Here is a 20,644-nt window from a genome sequence, read left to right as displayed (position 1 = left end):
GGTCGCTCCAGTTGGAGAGGCCCCCTTCGCATTCTGCGGTCAGGCACGGTCAAGGCAGTCGGACCACCTGGCCATCGCGGGCGCTGGACCGCGCGGCGTCCAGGACGGTGGCGGTGGCCACCGCGTCCCAGGGGTCGACGGGAACGGGCCCCTCGCCGCGGACCGCGGCGGCGAAGGCGGTGTAGAACAGGTCCCACCGGCCACGGGCCGAGGCGACGGGCTCGACGGTGTCTCCGCGCCGCACCTGGCCCCAGAGGTGTTCGGGCTCGGTACCCCAGCCGTCGCCCTCGGATTGCGGGGTCGCACCGCGCATCAGCGCGCGGTCCTGACTGTCCCGGTGGTCGACGACGAAGGTGCCCGTGGTCCCGGTGACACGCAGACTGGGTCCCGGAGCGCCCTGCCGCCAACTGCCCCACAGGTGCGACTGCACTCCGTTGCGGTGGGTCAGGGCCACAAAGACGTCGTCGTCGAGTCCGTCCTCGTCGTCGCGGTGGTGCATCTCGGCGTACACCCGCTCCACCGGGCCGGACAGCACCAGTGCCTGGTCGACCAGGTGACTGCCGAAGTCGACGAGGGTTCCACCGCCCGCGGCAGGAGCACCCGCCTCGGGCCGGAAGACCTCGAACCGGGATTCGTAGCGGAGCACGGTGCCGATTTCGCCGCTGTCCAGCAGCGTCCGCAGCGTGAGGAAGTCGGAGTCCCACCGGCGGTTCTGGTACACCGTCAGCGGACGGCCGTGCTTCTCCGCGAGTTCGACGGCCGCACGGGCCGAGGCCGCGTCGAGTGCGAACGGCTTGTCGCAGACGACGGCCAGGCCCAGTTCCAGCGCCTGCCGCACCAAAGGGATGTGCGTGGCGGCGGGCGTGGAGACGGCGACCGCCTCGGCGCCGGCACGGACCAGGTCCTCCAGCGAGTCGAAGGCCGGCCGGCTCACGTCCTGGGCGACCTGGGCCCGGCGCTCGGGCGAAGTGGTGACCACCCCCAGGAACTCGTATTCCGGGGCGGCGGCGAGCAGCGGGGCGTGGAAGACGCGGCCGCCGAAGCCATAGCCGATCAGTCCGATGCGTACGGGGGTGTCCAAGGTGACTCCTCTGTCTTCTTTCTGTCTTCGCCACGGCGACCCGGGCGGAGTGATCAGCGCGCCGCCCTCTTCGTGCGCCGTCCTCCTCGTCGATCGCCCCGGAGATGACGATGCCGTCCACGCCCTGGTCCAGGAGCGAGTCCACGGCCCCGGTGATGCCCGCCCTCTCGCCCTCCATGGAGTTGACCACTCGGCGTGCGTCGCCGGCGTCCCGCACAGCACGCTCGACACCCATGAGCAGCAAGGCCGGACCGTACGAAGCCATGCCGAGCGTCACCACACCGACGGACTGGTGCCATGGTGTCTCCCGATCTTCGGCAGCCGAATCCCCGTCCCAGTCCCGCACATGACTGCACTGTCATGACTGCACCGCTATGACTGCGCAGTCATATCAACGCAACGGAGCGGGACGCGTCAAGACTTCGCGCCACATCTCTGTCATCCGGTCTCACCGGAGAAGCCGCGCTCGCGTGCGCCCTACCAGGAGCAGGAAGACGACGGACCGCGCTTGCCGGGGTCCTGACGCCGTCCGTTCGGCAGGTCGGCCGCGCGGTCGGCTGGGCGACGACCATGGCAATGGCACCGGCAGCATCTTCCCTGCGGGCAACTCCGGCTGCGAAAAAGGCGGTTGCCCCACCGGTTCCGATCATGGACGGTCTCGGCCCGTGACAACGAACAGCGGCCAAGTGCGCCCCGCTCCCGGTCGGGCCCACCCGTCGGTCCGTCCGCTCGCCCTGGTCACCGGGGTGGGGCGCACCGTCGGTGTCGGTGCGGGTATCGCTCGCCGGTTGTCAGCCTCCGGCTGGGACATCAACGTGATCCTGCGCGACTGCCGCCTCAAAGGCGAAGGCGTCCACCACGTCATCCACGGCGCCCGCCTGCACAATCTCGCCCTCGCCGGGTAGGGCGACGACTGCGCTCAGGCAGACCCGCCGATCATGTCGCCGACGGCGGCGGTGTGTGCCGCGGCCACTTCACGCCGGCGTGTTCTGCCGCGGCGGCCCGGAACGCCTCCATCAGCGCTGACCCCGGATACGTCCCGAACAGTTCATATTTCCAACGGTAGTGGCACGACCAGTAGCTCACCACGCGTCGCTCCGTGCGTGCGAAGAAGTCTGGATTGCGCTCGATGAACTCGCCATAGAGCCTGCGGTCAGCCGACCCCGGGGCAACGAGGCCGGGAACACCCAGGCCGATCGCGTCAAGGATCTCCAGCACGTACTCGCCGGCCAACCGCACCACAAAGGGGACCACCCATGGCTCGCTCGACGCCATGATCTTTTCGAGGTGGCGCTGGCGGACCCTCCCATCACCGTGCCGTGAGTACAGGCAATGCAAGATCACCTGCTGGGTTTCGGTCAGTGGCCGCTCCGAGCCGCCGGTCTCCGGCTCCTCGTTGTGGATCCGGTAGGGGATGGCGACGGTCTCGCCCTGCACCTCAACAACCTCGAATGGCTCCGCTGGCGGGAACCTGGCATCCGGCATGACCGCCAAGACGCTCTGCACGGCACCGGCAAGACGTGCCGGAAAGGCTGCCACAAGGACATGCGTGACGTTCGACGGATCCCGAGGCAGCTGCATGACACGAGGGTAGGCGGATCTGCGGCTGCCCCGGGTGGTCAGCTGAGACGCGGATGGTCGGCCGAGAGCTGAGCGGGACCGACGGCGCACGGTACGGCAGCAGGGCCCGGACCGCGCGTCGCGGTCCGGGCCCTGCCCCGTGCGGTGCCGCCCTACGGCGGCGGTGCGTCAGCTCTGTGCGGTGTCGTCGCCCGCCTGCCCGGCGCCCTCAGCTGCGCCTACCTTCTCGCGCATCTTGCGCACCAGCTCCGCCTTCTGGTCGGCCGCACCCTGGCGGTCGAGGTTGCGGTACGGACCGTTGTTCTGCCGTTCGGCGCGGGACAGCTTCTTGCGCTGGCCGCCGCCCATGCCCACGGGGTTGTTGATGTTCTTGCTCACGGTCACGGGTTCTCCCGGTGATGATTTGAAGTGATCTACGGATTCATCGGTGGAGGACGGGCGGCGACGTCGAAGGACGTCAACAGGGGCCCATCACGCTCTCACTCGTAAATCGGCGTCTGGAAGAACATGGCAATGACGTTACCCGCTTCCGTCGGCCCCGCACGCCAATCCCAGCACCGCCAGCACCCGCCGGTGGTCGCCGCCCGCCCGGGCAAGTCCAGATGGGCGTTACTGGGCCGCCGCGGGCGTTGTCAGTGGTCGCGAGCACACTGACGGCATGAGAGATCATCTCACTTGCCCCCGCCGTTACGGGACAACCTTTGGGCAGGGAGTCACAGAAACTCTAATTCCCTGCCCGAAATCGGGCAGGGAAGGCAACAACTAATCGCCCGCCATCGCACATCACACATCACACATCAAGATGACGAGCGCGGCGGGTCCGCGAGGTCGGCGTGGGGCCGGTGGATCTCAGCGTTGGCCGCGCACGGCTACCGCGTGGTGGCACCCGACCAGCGTTCTCAGAGCTTCCCGCCGATCTCGCATGCCCGGCACGGCGGCCGGCCGCAGGTGCACTGCGTGATGGCGTCGAGGACGTCACGATCGTGGTAGAGGCACTCGTCCTTGCAGGTGTGGCGCGGGATGAATCCCGCCGGGATCTCACCAGGCCACGGCTCGTGACCGTCCCGGCAGCGGGCGAACCGCTCGGGGTCGGTGGAATGCAGGTCGTGCATGCTCGACCGCGCCTCGTCCTCCAGTTCTCGCACTCGCTGCACCAGGCTCTTCAGCTCGGCGGCGATGCTGGAGTACCGGTCGGCGCCGGTCCTTACGTGTGCGGCCCGCAATGCCATCGCCGCGTTGCCCAAAAACCGGCCGGCATCCTGAAGATCGGTCACGTGATGCAACTGAATGCCGTTCACGCCCCGGACCCACACGGCGTCCATGCTGCTCACTGATCCACCTTCCCGACGTTCGCCTTGAATATCTTGCGAAACAGTATGCGCGGCGCTCGCGCCTACGCATAGAAAATTCTGCCTATTTAGCAAGCTAAGGGTCTCGACCGCGCCCCGCCAGCAGATTCGGGGTGAATCGGATCACAGGGGTATGGGCTCACAACAGGCACGACACAGCCGAAGGTCCATTGCCCACTCATGTGGTGGATCTTCGGCTATGTCGTCCAATTGATCTTCTACTGATTCCTTGTCCGCCGTCTGTTATTGAGCGGGAATTATCAGGTTGCCTCGGTAAGGCGCCGTCCAGAGGTGTCGACTCACTCGGGGGCAACCGTGCCGTTCCGGCTCGATACGCGTTATCCGGCGACCGTGTAGGAGCGCGCTCCCGTCCCGGCGAGCCCACCGCCGTCGACGATCAGGTACTCCGGGCGAATGGGGCGCCCGTCGAACCAGCATTCCAGGATCTCCCGGGTACCGGCGGCGTAGCGGGCCTGTGCCGAGAGGGTCGAGCCGGACACGTGCGGCGTCATCGCCTCGTAGGGCATGGTGCGCCAGGGATGGTCGGGCGGTGGCGGCTGCGGATACCAGACGTCACCGGCGTAACCGGCCAGTTGGCCACTGTTGAGGGCCCGCACCACGGCATCCCGGTTGACGATGAGCGCACGTGCGGTGTTGACGATGTACGAACCGCGCTTCATGGCCCCGATCAGGTCGTCGTCGAAGAGGTTCTGCGTCTGCGGATGCAGCGGGGTGTGGATCGACAGCACGTCGACCGAGGAGGCCAGTGAACGAGCGTCGGGATGCCAGGTCAGCCCCAGTTCCCCTTCGACCTCCTTGGGCAGCCGGTGCGCGTCGCAGTAGTGCAGTGTGACGTCGAACGGCTTGAGGCGGCGCAGTACCGCCTGGCCGATACGGCCGGAGCCGAGGACGCCGACGTCCATGCCTTCGAGGTCGTAGGCGCGCGAGACGCTGTCGGCGATGTTCCAGCCCTTCTTGGCGGTCACCCAGTCGTGGGCCGGCATGTAGTTGTGCACCAGAGTGAGGATCTGCATGACGGCGTGCTCGGACACGCTGATGCTGTTGCTGTAGGTCACCTCCGCCACCGTCATGCCGTGGGTGATGGCGCTCGGCAGGTCGACGTGGTCCGACCCGATCCCGGCCGTGATCGCGAGTTTGAGCCGGGGAGCGGAAGCGATCCGCTCGGGGGTGAGATAGGCGGGCCAGAAGGGCTGCGAGATCACCACGTCCGCGTCGGGCAACTCGCGGTCCAGGGCGGAGTCCGGCCCTTCCTTGTCGCTGGTGACGACATAGGCGTTGCCCCGGTCCTCCAGGAACCGGCGTAGTCCGAGCTCTCCCGAGACGCAGCCGAGGAGCTGCCCCGGGGTGAAATCTATGGCTTGTGGGGTCGGCGTGGTCTGACCGCCCGGATATCCGGTGATGGCCGGAATCTCGTCGCGGGCGTAGTCGGGAGGATAACCGCCCACGGGGTCGGGATAGAGCACCGCAAGGATCTTTGCCATGGCCGTCCTCCATCGGTGGGGCCGCCGCTCCGGCGAACCGGTCGGGTACCGATGATCTTGAATTTTAGTTGAGCGCGCGTCGACGCTGCAATCCCCACGGATATCATGGTGGTGGGCCAGTGGATAACGATGCGGATATTCGGTGAGGTCTGCGGCAGGAGTTCGGGCGACAGTGCGCACCGATACGTGTTCTGTACGGAGACTGATCCGTGTTCTCTACGGAGACTTCTGATGCGGGCGAACGAATCCGTGCCCGAGAGTAAATCCCGAGACCCTGGCGGCGGTCGCGCTCGGCGGTGTTCTGGGCGGGTCGGCCCGCCACGTACTGGGACTGACGTTTCCCACACCTCGGGGGACGTCTCCGTTGACGCGTTCAACGTCTTCGGCAGCCTGTTCGCCGGCCTGGCCGCCATCGGTCTGGGCCTGGCGATCGGCAGGATGGCCTTGGCCCGGCGGGTGCGGCCTCGGCGCACGGCACGGGCTGCCGGAGCAGGCCGTGCCCATTGCCGGCGTCGGATTCTGGGACGCCTACAACAACGTTCTCCACCTTCAGTTACGAGTTGGTCCATGTGCGCGAGAAGGGACGGATCAGAAAGTCCCTGATGTACGGCGCTTCGAGCCCTCGCGGTGGGTCTGTTGTGTGGCAACGGCGGGGCCCGCCATCGGATCGTTCCGAGAAAGGGCAGGCCCAGCCGCCCGGGACTTGACACGTGGATTTACGAGACGTCTCCTTGAAGGTAGGAAAAACGCTGTGGCGTGCGCCCATTTGGGCACGCCGTACACGATCGGGTTGGCCAGCGTCCACCGGCATCCGGAGGCTGCTGATGGCAACCTATGAATATCTATGCAGCCGCTGTGGGCCCTTCGATGTGAAGTTGGAAATCGGGACGGCGCCCAAGGCTTACGGCTGCCCTGTTTGCGCAGGCGCTGCGAGACGTGTGTATTCCTCGCCCGGTCTCTCGCTGACCCCGAACGCGGTCGCCGCCCTCCATGTCCGGGAGGAGCAGGCGCGTGAGGCCCCGGCAGTAGTCTCCCAAGTGCCGCCACGCAGAAGGGTGCCACGGCACCCGCACCCCGCACTCCCGCGGCTGCCGCGTCTCTGAGGGCGGTGATCGACAAGGCAGAACGTCTCATGCGGGTTTCGACATCGGAACACGACGTCGTTCCCGTAGAGGTGCGCGGAATGCGGAATCACGCGACGCGAGCCGTGAGCCGAGCCTTATGCCGGGCAGCTCATCGGCGTCGGGGCGCCACGCGATGACGCTCCCCCACGCGGACTTGGGAGGTGTGTCCCCGTGGGCAACGTGGGACTGCTCTTTGTCGGTGCTGTGCTGTTCCTGAACGGGCTGTTGCTGCTGGGGAGGGTCGACGCCAAGTCCGCAGCGGTCTTCAACCTCTTCGTGGGCGGACTGCAGGTTCTGACGCCGACCTACCTCATCTTCACGGCCGGCGATGACCACCTGAAGATTCTGGCGGCATCCGGAATCTATCTTTTCGGATTCACCTACCTCTATGTAGGTATCGTCCTGCTCGCCGGAATCGACAACATCTGTGTCGGCTATTACTCCCTCTTCGTGGCGATCGTGGCCCTTGGATATTCGTTCGTCAATTTCCACCTCTTCAAGGATTACCCGTTCGGAGTCATCTGGCTCTACTGGGCCTTCCTGTGGTTCCTGTTCTTCCTGCTGCTCGGCCTCAAGAAGAAGAGATTGTCCGACTACGTGGGCTGGGTGACGGCGATCGAGGGCTGGGTCACGGGTGTCATTCCCGCGGCGCTGCTGCTTTCCGGTTACTGGAAGCACACCACGGAGATCGCCATCGCCCTCGGAGCCTTCGGCGTCGTCGTGTTCGCGGCGCTGTGGCCGCTCACCAGGAAAACGCGGCAGTCGGCCCCGACGGAATCGGCCGGAAGTACAGGCACAACGTCCTGACCGGATCAAAATTGAGAGGCTGTCATGCCCGAAGTCGTATTCAGTGTGGACCAGAGCAAGTCGATGCGTGACCAGGACGTTCCCGGACACAACAGGTGGCACCCGGACGTCCCCACCGTCGCCATGGTGCGGCCCGGAGCGGAGTTCCGCCTGGAGTGCCGCGACTGGACCGACTGCCAGGTCGGCAACAACGAATCCGCCAACGACGTCCGCGACATCGACCTGACCATTCCCCACATGCTCAGCGGCCCGATAGGCGTGGAGGGCGCCGAACCAGGTGACCTGCTCGTCGTGGACCTTCTCGATCTGGGCCCCGTTCCGCAGCAGACCGGAGACGCGGCAGGCCAGGGATGGGGCTATACCGGCGTCTTCGCCAAGGCCAATGGCGGCGGTTTCCTGACCGACTATTTCCCGGACGCCTACAAGGCGATCTGGGACTTCCACGGACAGCAGGCGGCCTCCCGCCACCTGCCCGGGATCCGCTTCACCGGAATCACCCACCCCGGGCTGTTCGGGACCGCTCCTTCCGCCGAGATGCTCGCCCGCTGGAACACCCGCGAGCAGGCGCTGATCGACACCGACCCGAACCGGGTCCCGCCGCTCGCCGTACCGCCGGACAGCACCAACGCGCTCGCGGGCACGGCCACCGGGGATCTCGCCCGGCGCATCACCGAGGAAGGCGCACGCACGGTGCCAGCTCGCGAGAACGGAGGCAACCAGGACATCAAGAACTTCACTCGGGGTTCGAGGGTCTTCTTCCCCGTGCACGTCAAGGACGCCAAGCTCTCCGGAGGCGACCTGCACTTCAGCCAGGGCGACGGAGAGATCACCTTCTGCGGCGCCATCGAGATGGGCGGCTTCATCGACTTCCACGTCGACCTGATCAAGGGCGGCATGGAGACGTACGGCATCTCCACCAACCCCGTGTTCATTCCCGGCAACGTCGAGCCGAGGTACACAGAGTTCCTCACCTTCATCGGGATCTCCGTCGACCACGACACGGACACGAACTACTACCTGGACGCGACGCTGGCCTACCGCCGGGCCTGCCTCAACGCCGTCGAGTACTTCAAGAAGTTCGGCTACAGCGGAGAGCAGGCCTACCTGCTGCTCGGCTCCTCCCCCATCGAGGGACGCATCAGCGGCATCGTCGACATCCCCAACGCCTGCTGCTCGCTGTACGTACCCACCGCCATGTTCGACTTCGACGTCCGGCCGACCGCCGCCGGCCCGATGAAGGCCGACCGCGGTCAGTGCGCGTTGGCCACAGCCTGAACCGGACAACGAGGGGGCCCGCCGTCACTCAATAGCGACGGGCCCACCCCCAGCCGGTGGATCAAGGTGCGGGATACACGAAAGCATCTCTGCCGATCGACACATCAGGGGCGTCACCGAAACCTTCGGTGACGCCCCTTGGTCCGCCCGTCAGAGCACGCGGCTGGGTGGTCCTGGAACTCGGTGGCCGGTCGGGGAGTCCGCGCCGCCCGCGACGCGACGCTCCGGGCAGCATGTTCGCCGGCTCGATCCCGTACGCGCCCGTCCACGCTGTGGACCACCGCGTCGGGTGCCTTGTCGTGCCGTGGCACCTCGGTGATCTGCCCCGTCCTGCCCGCCAGCGGCCGAGGGCAGCCCCGATGCGGTTTCGCCCGCAGCCTTGGACGCGCCGCTGACCAGGCATCCTCCTGCCCATCAGCGTCGCGTTATGGGTCGGGGGCTTCCCGTCAAGCATCCGTCAGTGAGGGGCCCCGTACCCGATGGGGCGGGCATAGCTTCATCGAAGCGCCCGGCCGATCCGACCGGGCGGCGCACGTCGCTTTCTTCGAGGAGCCACACCATGTCTCCAGTCGAGCATTCCGAAGACCCGGAGCCTTCCGAACGTTTCCCGGCCGGACTTCTCTTCGTTCCTGTCCGGTCGGGGCCCGCGGGCTGCACGGCCCGGTTCTTCCGCACCCCCCTGGGCGGCCGTACGGCCGTCGGCTTCACCTCGGCGGCCAGGCTCACCGCCACGCTCGGCACGGACCAGGCCTGCATACGGCTCTGCGAACCCGCGCTGCGCGCCCTCGCCGCGCCCCTGGGCGTCACCACCCTCACCATCGACCCGCAGCTCTCCGCACCTGCGGCCGACCGCACCGCGGCCACGGCCCGAGAACGCGAGAACTCCTGGCGCCGCTGGCATCCCCAGCACGTCGGCGCCCTGCGGGTGACCGGCGCCGCCGCCGTCGTCGCATGCCTGAACCTGCTGATCGGCTGAGGAGACGCCCGCCATGACCGTTTCTCTTTCCTCGTCCCTGCCGTCGGTCCCCCAGGAACTGTCCCGGATCCTCGGCGACGCCGAAGGCCTCTCCGTCTGGCCCCGCTCCGCCCGCCCCGAACCCCACGGAGACGTCTCCGTCGGCGGTGTCTCCCTCACCGAGGCCGCCGACCGCTTCGGCACCCCCCTCTACCTCCTCGACGAACAGGAAGTCCGCGAGCGCTGCCGCGCCTACCGCACCGCGTTCCCCGACGCCGACATCCTCTACGCCGCCAAAGCATTCCTGTGCCGGGCCATGGCCCACTGGATCCAGGAAGAAGGCCTCGGCCTCGACGTCTGCTCCGCCGGAGAACTCGCACTCGCCGTCACCACCGGCTTCCCACCCGAGAAAATCGTGCTCCACGGCAACGCCAAAAGCCCCGAAGACCTCAGCACCGCCCTGCGCCTCGGCGTCGGCCGCATCGTCGTGGACAGCACCTCCGAGATCACCCGCCTCGCCGCCCTCACACCCCCCGGCACCCGCCAGCCCGTCATGGTCCGCGTGACACCCGGCATCGCCGCCGGCGGACACACCAAAATACGCACCGGCACCGACGACCAGAAGTTCGGCCTCTCCCTCACCGACGGCTCCGCACAACACGCCGTCACCCGCATACTCGACCAGCCACACCTCGAACTCGTCGGCCTGCACTGCCACATCGGCTCCCAGGTCACCACCCTCAAGCCCTACGTCGCCGCGGTCCGACGCATGGTCGGGCTGATGGCCCGCATCCGCGACCAGCACGGCATCACCCTCCCCCAGCTGAACATCGGCGGCGGCCACGCCATCGCCTACCGCCCCGGCGAGGAGAGCCTCAACGTGGGTGTGCTGGCCGGCCGGGTCCGCGCCGAACTCGAAGACGGATGCGCGCGCACCGGCCTGCCCGTACCCCGGCTCACCCTGGAGCCGGGGCGGGCGATCGTCGGACCCGCGGGCGTCGCCGTGTACCGGGTCCTCGCGGTCAAGCGGACAGCGGGGCGTACGTTCGTCGCGGTCGACGGCGGTATGAGCGACAACCCCAGGCCCGCGCTGTACGGGGTGCGGTACGCGCCCCGGCTCATCGGCCGCCCCTCCTCCACGCCGCCCCGCCTCGCCACCGTCGTCGGCCGCCACTGCGAAGCCGGCGACATCCTCGCGGACGAGGTGGCGCTGCCCGGCGACGTACGCCCCGGTGACCTCCTCGCCGTCCCGGCGGCCGGCGCGTACCACCTGTCCATGGCGTCCGGTTACAACCTCGTGGGCCGCCCGCCGGTGGTCGCGGTCTCCAACGGCATCGCGCGTGTGCTCGTACGCCGTGAGTCGCTGGACGACATGAGCCGCCGGGACATCGGACTGTAGCGCCGCGTCCCTTCCCTGGACCTCCGCCGAACTCCCCCTCGGCGGAGGGCTGCCCGCTGTGCACCACGGGCAGTCCGAAAGATCACTGAACACCCCCCTATCCGCATCCCTCTCTGTGTGAGGACGAGGTCTCGATGACCGTCGAAAACACCGTCGGCCTGATCGTGGCCGTCTCCCTGCTCGCCTACCTGATCGTCGCCCTGATCAAGCCGGAGAAGTTCTGATGTCCGCTCCCGTCGAGACCCGGCCCGCGCCCGTACCGGACTCCCCTCCGCCCGGCCCGGGGCAGGTGCGCCGGATCGGCGCCGGAATGCTCGATCCGACGCAGCTGTGGCGCGCGCTTCCCCAGGCGCTGCGCAAGCTGAATCCGGTCACCCTGTTCCGTAACCCGGTCATGTTCGTGACCGAGGTCGGTGCCGCGCTGACCACGGGTATCGCGGTGGTCCACCCCAGCCTCTTCGGGTGGCTGATCACCGGCTGGCTGTGGCTGACGGTGGTCTTCGCCAACCTCGCCGAGGCCGTGGCCGAGAGCCGCGGCAAGGCACAGGCCGACTCGCTGCGCAGGACCCGGCAGCAGACCACCGCCTGGCGGCTCGCGGGCTGGGAGCCCGGGGCGACTCAGGACGCCTACCTCGAAGAGGCCGTCGCCGCCTCCGAATTGAGGCGCGGCGACATCGTGTCCGTACCGGCCGGGGAGCTGATCCCCGGCGACGGCGACGTCATCCAGGGCGCGGCGAGCGTCGACGAGTCGGCGATCACCGGTGAGTCCGCGCCGGTCATCCGCGAGTCGGGCGGCGACCGCAGCGCGGTCACCGGTGGCACTCGGGTGCTCTCCGACCACCTCGTCGTCCGGATCACCCAGGAGCCCGGGGAGAGCTTCCTGGACCGGATGATCGCCCTGGTCGAGGGCGCCAACCGGCAGAAGACCCCCAACGAGCTGGCGCTGAACCTGCTGCTGGTCATGCTGACCTTCGTCTTCCTGGTCGCGGTCGTGACCCTGCAGCCGATGGCGATCTTCTCCAAGGACGCGATGGCCGCCGCGCACGACACCGCGGCGCTGACCGCGAACGGTGTCACCGCCATCGTGCTGGTCTCGCTGCTCGTCTGTCTGATCCCGACCACGATCGGCGCACTGCTCTCGGCGATCGGCATCGCGGGCATGGACCGGCTGGTGCAGCGCAACGTCCTGGCCATGTCCGGCAGGGCGGTCGAGGCGGCCGGTGACGTCAACACCCTGCTGCTCGACAAGACCGGCACGATCACCTTCGGCAACCGGCGGGCGAGCGCGTTCCTCCCGGTCGGGGCGGTCCCCATGGAGCGGCTGGCGCAGGCCGCGCTCCTTTCCAGCCTGGCCGACGAGACGCCCGAGGGTCGTACCATCGTCGAGTTCGCCTACGAGAAGCACGAGTTGACCGAGCGGGTCGCGAACGGCGCCGAGTGGGTGCCGTTCACCGCCGCCACCCGTATGTCGGGAGTCGACCTTCCCAGCGGCCGGCGGCTGCGCAAGGGCGCGGCGGCATCGGTCACGGTGTGGGTGCGTGAGCAGGGCGGCGAGGTTCCGCTCGCGCTGGAGGCGACCGTCCAGCAGGTCTCCGCGTCGGGCGGCACGCCGCTGGCCGTGGCGCAGTCAACGAGCGACGGCGGGGCCGAAGTACTCGGTGTCGTCCACCTCAAGGACGTCGTCAAGCCGGGTCTGCGCGAACGCTTCGACGAGCTGCGCCGGATGGGCATCCGTACGGTGATGATCACCGGTGACAACCCGGTGACCGCCAAGGCGATCGCCGAGGAGGCGGGCGTCGACGACTTCCTGGCCGAGGCCACGCCCGAGGACAAGCTGGAGCTGATCAAGCGGGAGCAGGCCGGCGGTCACCTCATCGCGATGACGGGCGACGGCACGAACGACGCACCGGCGCTCGCGCAGGCGGACGTGGGCGTCGCGATGAACACGGGTACGTCGGCCGCCAAGGAGGCCGGCAACATGGTCGACCTCGACTCCGACCCCACGAAGATCATCGAGATCGTCGAGATCGGCAAGCAGCTCCTCATCACCCGAGGCGCGCTCACCACCTTCTCGATCGCCAACGACATCGCCAAGTACTTCGCGATCCTGCCCGCGATGTTCGCCGCGGTGTACCCGGGGCTCGACCGGCTCAACATCATGGCCCTGCACTCGCCGCTGTCCGCGATCCTCTCCGCGGTCGTCTTCAACGCGGTGGTCATCGTGGCGCTGATCCCGCTCGCCCTGCGCGGTGTCCGCTACCGGCCTTCCTCAGCCTCTGCCCTGCTCACCCGCAACCTGTGGATCTACGGACTCGGCGGCGTGGTCGCCCCGTTCCTGGCCATCAAGTTCATCGACTTCGCCCTCGTCCAGTTCATCCCGGGGATCTGACCATGACACGCATCCCGCACTGGCCCGCCCAGCACGTCGCAGCGCTCCGGGTGGTCCTCGTCCTGACGCTCCTGACCGGCCTGGCCTATCCGCTGGCCATGGTGGCGGCGGCCCAAGTCCCCGGACTCGACGGCAGGTCGGAGATCACCGGCGCCGACGGCAGACCGGCCGGGTCCTCGCTCATCGGCCAGTCCTTCACCGACGCCAAGGGCAACCCGGTCAAGAGGTACTTCCAGTCCCGGCCCTCCAACGCCGGTACGGGATACGACGCCACGGCGTCGGGGGCCGGCAACCAGGGCCCCGAGTCCGTCGTCGACACCACGGACAAGCCGAGCCTGCTCACCCTGGTGTGCGGGCGCAGCAAGGCGGTCGGCGACCTCGAAGGCGTCGACGGTTCGCGTCCGTACTGCACGGACGACGGCGTCGGCGCGGTCCTCGGCGTCTTCCACGAGGGTGGCACGAGCGGCCGTATCACCAAGGTGGTCAGCCTCGACCAGGCCTGCCCAGCACGGCCGTTCGTCGCCACGTACAAGGGAGTTCGTGTCTCGTGCGCGAAGCCCGGCGCGGACTACAGCCACGCCGTGACCGTCCCCGTGCGTGGTGACGCCCCGGCGAACCCGGTCGTCCCCGCCGACGCGGTCACCGCGAGCGGCAGTGGTCTCGACCCGCACATCAGCCCGGCGTACGCGAATCTCCAGGCGCCGCGCGTCGCGCATGAGCGGGGCGCGAGCGTGGCCGACGTACGGGGGCTGATCGCGAAGTACACCACCGGGCGTGCGCTCGGTGTGCTCGGTGAGCCGGGCGTCAATGTCGTCGAGCTGAACATCGCGCTCGACCGTAAGTACCCGACGACCGCGACATCCGCGTCGTCTCCGAAGCAGGGAGCCTGATCATGGCGGCCTGGATCCAGGCATCGATCATTCTCGCCGTGGTCGTGGGACTGCACGTCCCGCTCGGCGACCACATGGCCCGCGCGCTCGACGGGGGAAAGCACTGGTGGGGAGAGAAGACCCTCTATCGCGTCTGCGGCATCGACCCGGACAAGGAGCAGACCTGGCGGCACTACCTCACCGCGCTGCTCGCCTTCTCCGTCATGAGCATCGCGGCACTCTTCGCCCTGTTCACCCTGCAGGGCAAGCTGCCCTGGTCGACCGGGCACGAGGGCATGCCGTGGCGGCTCGCGCTGCACACCGCCGTCTCCTTCACGACCAACACCAGCTGGCAGAACTACGCCGGTGAGTCCACCACCGGACATCTCGCCGTGATGGCGGGCCTGGGCGTCCAGGCGTTCGCGTCGGCGGCGGTCGGCATCTGCGTGGCTCTCGCGCTGGTCCGGGGCCTGGTCCGGCGGTCCACGGACGACCTCGGCAACTTCTGGGTCGACCTGCTGCGTACGATCTTCCGGATCCTGGTCCCGATGGCCGTCCTCGGCGGCCTGATCCTGATGGCGGGCGGTGTCATCCAGAGCCTCGGCGGCGGACACACCTTCACCACGGTCGCGGGCGGCAAGCAGACGATTCTCGACGGGCCGGTGGGCTCCTGGGAGCCGATCAAGCTGTTCACCGGTGACGGCGGTGGCGTCTTCAACGCCAACAGCGCCCACCCCTTCGAGAACCCGAGCGCCTGGACCAACGCCTTCGAGATCGTGCTGATGCTGCTCATCCCGACGGCCTGCGTCCGTATGTTCGGCCGGATGATCGGCAGCCTGAAGCAGAGCTGGACCCTGCTCACGGTCGTCGGCATCCTCTTCGGCCTGCTCCTCGCCGCGGGCACACTCGCGCAGAGCGCCCACACCGGCACGGTCACCCAGGCGGTCGGCGGACCGTACGAGGGCACCGAGACCCGCTTCGGGATCCCCGGCTCGACACTCTTCGGCGTGGGGGCCACGGGTTCCGCGGACGGCGCGGCCAACTCCTCGTACGACAGTTTCTCCAGCCTCGGCGGCGGTGTGCTGCTGTCCGCGATGATGCTCGGCGAGATCGCCCCCGGCGGCACCGGCAGCGGGCTCTACGGCCTGATCATGGTGGTCCTGGTGGCCGTCTTCATCGGCGGTCTGATGGTCGGCCGCACGCCCGAGTACCTGCGCAAGCGGATCGGGTACGGGGAGATGCGGTGGGTGGTCGTGTACGCGCTGATCCCGCCGACCGTGATCCTCGCGTGCACGGGTGTCGCGCTCGCCTTCGACGACGGCCAGACCTCCATGGGGAACCCTGGGGCACACGGCCTGACCGAACTCATCTACGCGTACACCAGCAATACCAACAGCAACGGCAGCGCGATGGCCGGCTTCAACGGCGCCACCGACTTCCACAACCTGCTGATGGTGTTCGCGATGCTGGCAGGGCGGTATCTCCCGATCGTCTGCGTCCTGGCCCTGGCCGGTCGCCTCGCCAAGCAGCAGCCCGGCGTCGTCACGGTCGGCACGCTGCGCGCCCAGGGCGTCAACTTCGTCGTCCTGGCCACCGCCGCGGCCGTCGTCCTGGCACTGCTCAACTTCCTTCCGGCGCTGTCCCTCGGGACCATCGCCGACGGCCTGCTGTAGCGGCCCGGCGCGGCGGGGCACCCTCGGCTCCGCTCGCGCACTGCTGCCCGTGCGGGCGGTGTGCCGCGGCACACCGCCCGCACGGGCAGCCTCACGCCCGGCAAGGACGCCGGCGTGATCCTGCTGCGCGCCGACGACATCACCGTGGTCCCGGTCACCGATCCGGCCGGCACGATCGTCGCGGCCGGTCACGCCTGGTCGACACGGTTCTCGTCGCGGGCCGACCGCGTGACCGCACGAGCCGCAGGCCGCGCTCCGCGCGGTTCGCCTCATGTCATCCGACGAGGAAGGAGGTTGGCCCGTGAAGTTGGTGACATTCAACGACGTCATCGCCCGGGACCTGCAAGAACAGGGCACCCCACGGCGCGCGAAATGGTCACGGCCTGCCTGCCGGCAGACGCCCATCAGGACCTGCGTGCCGCGATCGTAACGGCCCTGGCCTGACCTGAGACGTCGGCTTCACCCGCACCCGCAGATGACGCGCGGCGAGTACAGCAGCGACAAAACGTCCCAGGTCCCAGGTGCTGGTCGCGGCGAGCGAGGCCGTGGCCACGCGCAGGAGGCGCAGCCGCGCGGGCAGGAAGGCCCAGTAGCGGCGGCGCCGAGCGGCCCACGCGGCCACGGCCTCGCGACGGGGGCGACGGCCCCCGGGGGCCCGGCCGCGACCCCCCTCCGGGTCGCGGACCTGGCTCCCCCCAGGCGGGACGACCGGTCCGTGTTCTCACCGTGGCTGCGGCTGCGGCTGCGGCTGCGGCTGCGTGACAGTCCCGGTCCCCGCCTCAGGACTGCGCCTCGTACCGGCCGTGACAGTCACGAGCCCTCCGACGTCACGCCGCGGACGGTCGACCGTGTCCCCGTGTCGGTCAGTCTGGAACCGGTTTCGGCCGCCGACGTCGTCCGTTGATGGTCTCCTGACGCTTTCTCGGGTGACCTTGGCGGGGCCTTGATGTCGCCCTCCGACCGGGCGTAAGAGAGGCGCAAATTCCATGCTCGGCCGTGCGGTTCGAAGGCGTGGCCGGGCTAGATTTCCCCTCGGCCGCCGGAGAGGCCTCGGACGTCGGTGACTGACGGCTTCACCCCGGAAGCACCCTCGGCCGCCTTCCTCACCCGAAGGCATCCGAATGGCCTCCCGGCGGCCGAGCACGCGGCGGCGTTCTCGTCGTCATCGCGCCACCGACGCCCGTGCGCAGCTCCGCGGTGCCGTGACCCCGGCACCGCGGAGCCCGGCGGCCACCACACGCTCTGTCAGCCCGACCGGTCGCCGACGTGCCTCCGTGCGCGTGGGTCCGGCTCCTCACCGAGGCACGAAGGTCCCCATGTTCTCCGCCGCTCCTCAGCAAGCCCCGCCGTCCCGCCCTCGGCGCACCCCCCGGCCCGGACCGGACGGAGGGGCGAAGCGCCGGGCACCGAGCGGGCTGTTCGAGCCGGCGCAGCTCGTGCAGTCGTTCCCCGAGGCGCTGCGCAAACTGCACCCGCGGGTCCTGGTCAAGAACCCCGTGCTGTTCGTCGTCTCCGTCGGAGCCGTCCTCACCACCCTGTCCGCGGTCCTCCACCCCGCCGTCTTCACCTGGGTGATCAGCGCCTGGCTGTGGCTGACGGTGATCTTCGCCAACCTCGCGGAGGCCGTCGCCGAGGGCCGCGGCAAAGCACAGGCCGAGTCGCTGCGCAGAGCCCGTACGGACACGGTCGCGCTCCGCCTGCGCCACTGGAACTACGGCATCGACCCGCGGCACGCCGAGACGGAGGCCGTGGCCGCCACCGACCTCAAACCGCTCGACGTCGTCCTGGTCGAGGCGGGCGAGCTGATACCGGCGGACGGCGATGTCATCGACGGTGTCGCGGCCGTCGACGAATCCGCCGTCACAGGGGAATCCGCACCCGTCATCCGCGAATCGGGCGGCGACCGCAGCGGCGTCACCGGCGGCACGACCGTCCTCTCCGACCGCATCGTCGTCCGTGTCAGCGCCCGCCCGGGCCACTCCTTCCTCGACCGGATGATCGCTCTGGTCGAGGGGGCCTCGCGCCAGAAGACCCCGAACGAGATCGCGCTGAACATCCTGCTCGCCGCGCTCACGATCATCTTCCTCCTGGTCGTCGTCACCCTCCAGCCGATGGCCGAGTACGCCGACGCCGCCCAGTCCACCACCGTCCTCGTCGCCCTCCTCGTCACCCTCATCCCCACGACGATCGGCGCGCTGTTGTCCGCGATCGGCATCGCGGGCATGGACCGCCTCGTCCAGCGCAACGTCCTCGCCATGTCCGGCCGCGCGGTCGAGGCCGCCGGCGACGTGGGCACCTTGCTCCTCGACAAGACCGGCACCATCACCCTCGGCAACCGCGAGGCCGCCGCGTTCGTGCCGCTGCCCGGCATCACGGAAGGCCAACTCGCCGACGCCGCCCAGCTGTCGTCCTTGGCCGACGAGACACCGGAGGGCCGCTCCGTCGTCGTACTGGCGAAGGAGCGGTACGGGCTACGGGCGCCCGCCGAGGGCGAGTTGAGCCATGTTCGGTGGGTGAGGTTCACCGCCCAGACGCGGATGAGCGGCGTCGATCTGCGCTGGGACAACGGTGCGGTGTGCGCGATCCGCAAGGGCGCCGCCCAGGAGGTCATCGAGTGGGTTCAGATGTACGGCGGCCATGTCCCGTCCGAGGCACGGTCGTTGACGGTCTCCGTGGCCGGATCGGGCGGCACTCCGCTCCTGGTGGCCGTGCACGACTGGGACGGGCCGCGGGTACTGGGCCTGATCCATTTGAAGGACGTCGTCAAGGACGGCATCCGCGAGCGCTTCGCCGAGCTGCGCCGCATGGGCATCCGCACGGTGATGATCACCGGCGACAACCCGCTCACCGCCCGTGCCATCGCCGAAGAGGCGGGTGTGGACGACTACTTGGCCGAGGCGACCCCCGAGGACAAGCTCGCGCTGATCAAACGGGAGCAGGAGGGCGGCAAGCTCGTCGCCATGACCGGGGACGGCACGAACGACGCGCCGGCGTTGGCACAGGCCGACGTCGGCGTGGCCATGAACACCGGCACCGCGGCCGCCAAGGAGGCCGGGAACATGGTCGACCTGGACTCCAATCCGACGAAGCTCATCGAGATCGTCGAGATCGGGAAACAACTGCTGATCACGCGGGGCGCGCTGACGACGTTCTCCATCACCAACGACGTGGCGAAGTACTTCGCGATCATCCCGGCGATGTTCGCGGGCGCCTACCCGGGCCTGAAGTCGCTCAACATCATGGGCCTGCACAGCCCCACCTCCGCGATCACCTCGGCAATCATCTTCAACGCGCTCATCATCGTCGCGCTGATTCCGCTCGCGCTGCGGGGCGTGCGCTACACGCCGTCGTCGGCACACGACCTGCTGCGGCGCAACCTCATGCTGTACGGCCTCGGCGGGCTCGTCCTGCCCTTCGTCGGCATCAAACTGATCGACCTGGTGATCTCCGCGGTGCCCGGGCTGGGATGAGGACGCTCCGGCCGGCCGGGCGGAGTCCGTCAGGGAAGCGTCCGTGCACGTCAGGGGCGCGTATGGGAAGGGGAGTTGCGCTTGTCCGGGGCGTGCGGGACGGCTTCCATGGGTCCTGTGAACAGCGCATGGCTTCTCTTCGACCGGCCGCCGAGTCCCGGCGCGACCCGTCGTGCGCCTCGCTGCCCGGAAACGCCCGCGTCCGCTCTCCGCTGACGTCGACGCGTCGTCCGTGGCCCTCGGGGCGCCGTGATTCGTTCCGGCGCCCCGTCCTTCGTATCCGCACCTGTCCGGCGTCCCCGCGCCGGGGCCGCCGACGTGCCCGCAACCCCGGATGGACCATGTCTGACCAAGACCTCTCCCCTCTTCCCGGCCGCACCGTCCTCGTCACGGGGGCCACCACCGGCATCGGCCTGGAGACCGCCCGGCAGCTCGCCGCACGCGGTGCCACCGTGCTGCTGCACGGCCGCACCGCCGAGGAGGCGCGTGCCGCCGCCGACCGTCTGATCGCCACGGCAGGCATCGACGCCGCCCGACTCCACCCTGTAGCGGCCGACTTCACACACCTCGACGAGGTCGAGTCCCTGGCGAACCAGGTCGTCGCCCAGCACCCGCATCTCGACGTGCTCGTCAACAACGCGGGCATCGCGGCGCCCGAGCGGCACACCGTCACCACGGACGGCAACGAGATCGCCTTCCAGGTCAACTTCCTCGCCCACTACCTCCTGACCCGCCTGCTGGAGCCGGCGCTCACCAGCGACCCCGGCGGCCGAGTCGTCAACGTCTCGTCGTCCCTGCACCGCACCGCGAACATCCAGTGGAACGACCCCCAGCGCGCCCGCCGCTACTCCCGGCTCGCCGCCTACGCCCAGTCACAGCTCGCGCTCACCGTCTTCGCCGCCGACCCGCGCGTCACCGCGGTCTCCGTCCACCCCGGCGTCTGCGACACGGCGCTGATGCCGCTGTACGCCCACGAAGGCATCACGCCCGCCGAAAGCGCCACGCACGTGGCCCGGCTCTGCGACCCGGCCGTCGAGATCGTCAACGGCGCCTACTACGACCGCGCCGAGCGCGTCGCACCGGCCCCGGTCGCCACCGAGGACCGCACGATCAAGCGCCTCAACAGGCTCGCCGACCTGCTCGTCGGCCGCACCACCTGAACTTCCCTTC

The 20,644-nt window shown here is 68.9% G+C and carries 17 protein-coding genes and 3 pseudogenes; 14 read left to right on the top strand and 6 right to left on the bottom strand.

Annotated features, from left to right (window positions below; translation table 11 throughout):
• Positions 1 to 49: 49 nt before the first annotated feature.
• Together FNV62_RS39085 and FNV62_RS56050 are read right to left on the bottom strand one after the other, a co-directional pair.
• On the bottom strand, positions 50 to 1,081 hold the full coding sequence (locus tag FNV62_RS39085) for a Gfo/Idh/MocA family protein (protein ID WP_143603332.1): 1,032 nt from the start codon (positions 1,079 to 1,081) through the stop codon (positions 50 to 52).
• 58 nt (positions 1,082 to 1,139) lie between these two features.
• Positions 1,140 to 1,373, bottom strand: a pseudogene (locus tag FNV62_RS56050) (transcriptional regulator); the annotation flags it as partial.
• 373 nt (positions 1,374 to 1,746) lie between these two features.
• Here FNV62_RS56050 and FNV62_RS39080 point away from each other — a divergent pair.
• Positions 1,747 to 1,893 (top strand): annotated as a pseudogene (locus tag FNV62_RS39080) (short-chain dehydrogenase); the annotation flags it as partial.
• Positions 1,894 to 1,899: 6 nt separating this feature from the next.
• Positions 1,900 to 1,986: pseudogene (locus tag FNV62_RS39075) on the top strand (IS5/IS1182 family transposase); the annotation flags it as partial.
• A gap of 31 nt (positions 1,987 to 2,017) precedes the next feature.
• Here the strand turns inward: FNV62_RS39075 and FNV62_RS39070 are convergent.
• The 4 genes from FNV62_RS39070 to FNV62_RS39055 form a co-directional block, all read right to left on the bottom strand.
• Entirely contained in the window at positions 2,018 to 2,662 is a 645-nt protein-coding gene (locus FNV62_RS39070) for a hypothetical protein (protein WP_143628593.1), read from the bottom strand.
• A 168-nt stretch (positions 2,663 to 2,830) separates the two neighbouring features.
• Positions 2,831 to 3,046: a DUF6243 family protein gene (locus FNV62_RS39065; protein ID WP_179858316.1), complete on the bottom strand. Its 216-nt coding sequence runs from the start codon at positions 3,044 to 3,046 to the stop codon at positions 2,831 to 2,833.
• Between the two features lie 515 nt (positions 3,047 to 3,561).
• The gene (locus tag FNV62_RS39060) at positions 3,562 to 3,984 is read right to left on the bottom strand and encodes a hypothetical protein (RefSeq protein WP_054237114.1); all 423 of its coding nucleotides are present in this window, start codon (positions 3,982 to 3,984) and stop codon (positions 3,562 to 3,564) included.
• 365 nt (positions 3,985 to 4,349) lie between these two features.
• On the bottom strand, positions 4,350 to 5,513 hold the full coding sequence (locus FNV62_RS39055; RefSeq protein WP_143628591.1) for an NAD-dependent formate dehydrogenase: 1,164 nt from the start codon (positions 5,511 to 5,513) through the stop codon (positions 4,350 to 4,352).
• A gap of 824 nt (positions 5,514 to 6,337) precedes the next feature.
• Here FNV62_RS39055 and FNV62_RS58085 point away from each other — a divergent pair.
• The 12 genes from FNV62_RS58085 (at position 6,338) to FNV62_RS38995 (ending at position 20,634) form a co-directional block, all read left to right on the top strand.
• Positions 6,338 to 6,616, top strand: a complete 279-nt coding sequence (locus FNV62_RS58085) for an FmdB family zinc ribbon protein (protein ID WP_097286766.1) — start codon at positions 6,338 to 6,340, stop codon at positions 6,614 to 6,616.
• Between the two features lie 192 nt (positions 6,617 to 6,808).
• A complete protein-coding gene (locus FNV62_RS39045; RefSeq protein WP_143603331.1) occupies positions 6,809 to 7,444 on the top strand; it encodes an AmiS/UreI family transporter in 636 nt (211 codons plus the stop codon).
• A gap of 24 nt (positions 7,445 to 7,468) precedes the next feature.
• Positions 7,469 to 8,719 (top strand): formamidase, encoded by a 1,251-nt coding sequence (gene fmdA, locus FNV62_RS39040; RefSeq protein ID WP_143603330.1) that lies wholly within the window; start codon positions 7,469 to 7,471, stop codon positions 8,717 to 8,719.
• Positions 8,720 to 9,278: 559 nt separating this feature from the next.
• A complete protein-coding gene (locus tag FNV62_RS39035; RefSeq protein ID WP_143603329.1) occupies positions 9,279 to 9,695 on the top strand; it encodes an SAV_915 family protein in 417 nt (138 codons plus the stop codon).
• Positions 9,696 to 9,708: 13 nt separating this feature from the next.
• Positions 9,709 to 11,073: a diaminopimelate decarboxylase gene (gene lysA / locus FNV62_RS39030; RefSeq protein ID WP_143628589.1), complete on the top strand. Its 1,365-nt coding sequence runs from the start codon at positions 9,709 to 9,711 to the stop codon at positions 11,071 to 11,073.
• 134 nt (positions 11,074 to 11,207) lie between these two features.
• The gene (gene kdpF, locus FNV62_RS39025; RefSeq protein WP_101913836.1) at positions 11,208 to 11,297 is read left to right on the top strand and encodes a K(+)-transporting ATPase subunit F; all 90 of its coding nucleotides are present in this window, start codon (positions 11,208 to 11,210) and stop codon (positions 11,295 to 11,297) included.
• Positions 11,297 to 13,462, top strand: a complete 2,166-nt coding sequence (kdpB, locus tag FNV62_RS39020) for a potassium-transporting ATPase subunit KdpB (protein ID WP_143603327.1) — start codon at positions 11,297 to 11,299, stop codon at positions 13,460 to 13,462. The genes kdpF and kdpB (FNV62_RS39020) overlap by 1 nt, the downstream gene beginning before the upstream one ends.
• Before the next feature lie 2 nt (positions 13,463 to 13,464).
• The gene (locus tag FNV62_RS39015; RefSeq protein WP_143603326.1) at positions 13,465 to 14,352 is read left to right on the top strand and encodes a potassium-transporting ATPase subunit C; all 888 of its coding nucleotides are present in this window, start codon (positions 13,465 to 13,467) and stop codon (positions 14,350 to 14,352) included.
• A gap of 2 nt (positions 14,353 to 14,354) precedes the next feature.
• Positions 14,355 to 16,004 (top strand): potassium-transporting ATPase subunit KdpA, encoded by a 1,650-nt coding sequence (gene kdpA, locus FNV62_RS39010; RefSeq protein ID WP_143603325.1) that lies wholly within the window; start codon positions 14,355 to 14,357, stop codon positions 16,002 to 16,004.
• Between the two features lie 114 nt (positions 16,005 to 16,118).
• Entirely contained in the window at positions 16,119 to 16,448 is a 330-nt protein-coding gene (locus FNV62_RS39005) for a hypothetical protein (protein ID WP_164404782.1), read from the top strand.
• Positions 16,449 to 17,320: 872 nt separating this feature from the next.
• Positions 17,321 to 19,474 carry a potassium-transporting ATPase subunit KdpB gene (gene kdpB, locus FNV62_RS39000; protein WP_144315869.1) on the top strand — a complete coding sequence of 718 codons (2,154 nt, stop codon included), beginning with the start codon at positions 17,321 to 17,323 and terminating at the stop codon, positions 19,472 to 19,474.
• A 341-nt stretch (positions 19,475 to 19,815) separates the two neighbouring features.
• On the top strand, positions 19,816 to 20,634 hold the full coding sequence (locus FNV62_RS38995) for an SDR family NAD(P)-dependent oxidoreductase (protein ID WP_143603321.1): 819 nt from the start codon (positions 19,816 to 19,818) through the stop codon (positions 20,632 to 20,634).
• Positions 20,635 to 20,644: the final 10 nt, after the last annotated feature.

It is taken from the genome of Streptomyces sp. RLB3-17 (genome assembly GCF_007113425.2).
Lineage (GTDB): Bacteria > Actinomycetota > Actinomycetes > Streptomycetales > Streptomycetaceae > Streptomyces > Streptomyces mirabilis_D.
The sequence above is the reverse complement of the archived record's forward strand: the minus strand, read 5'-3'. Positions and strand labels throughout refer to the sequence as shown.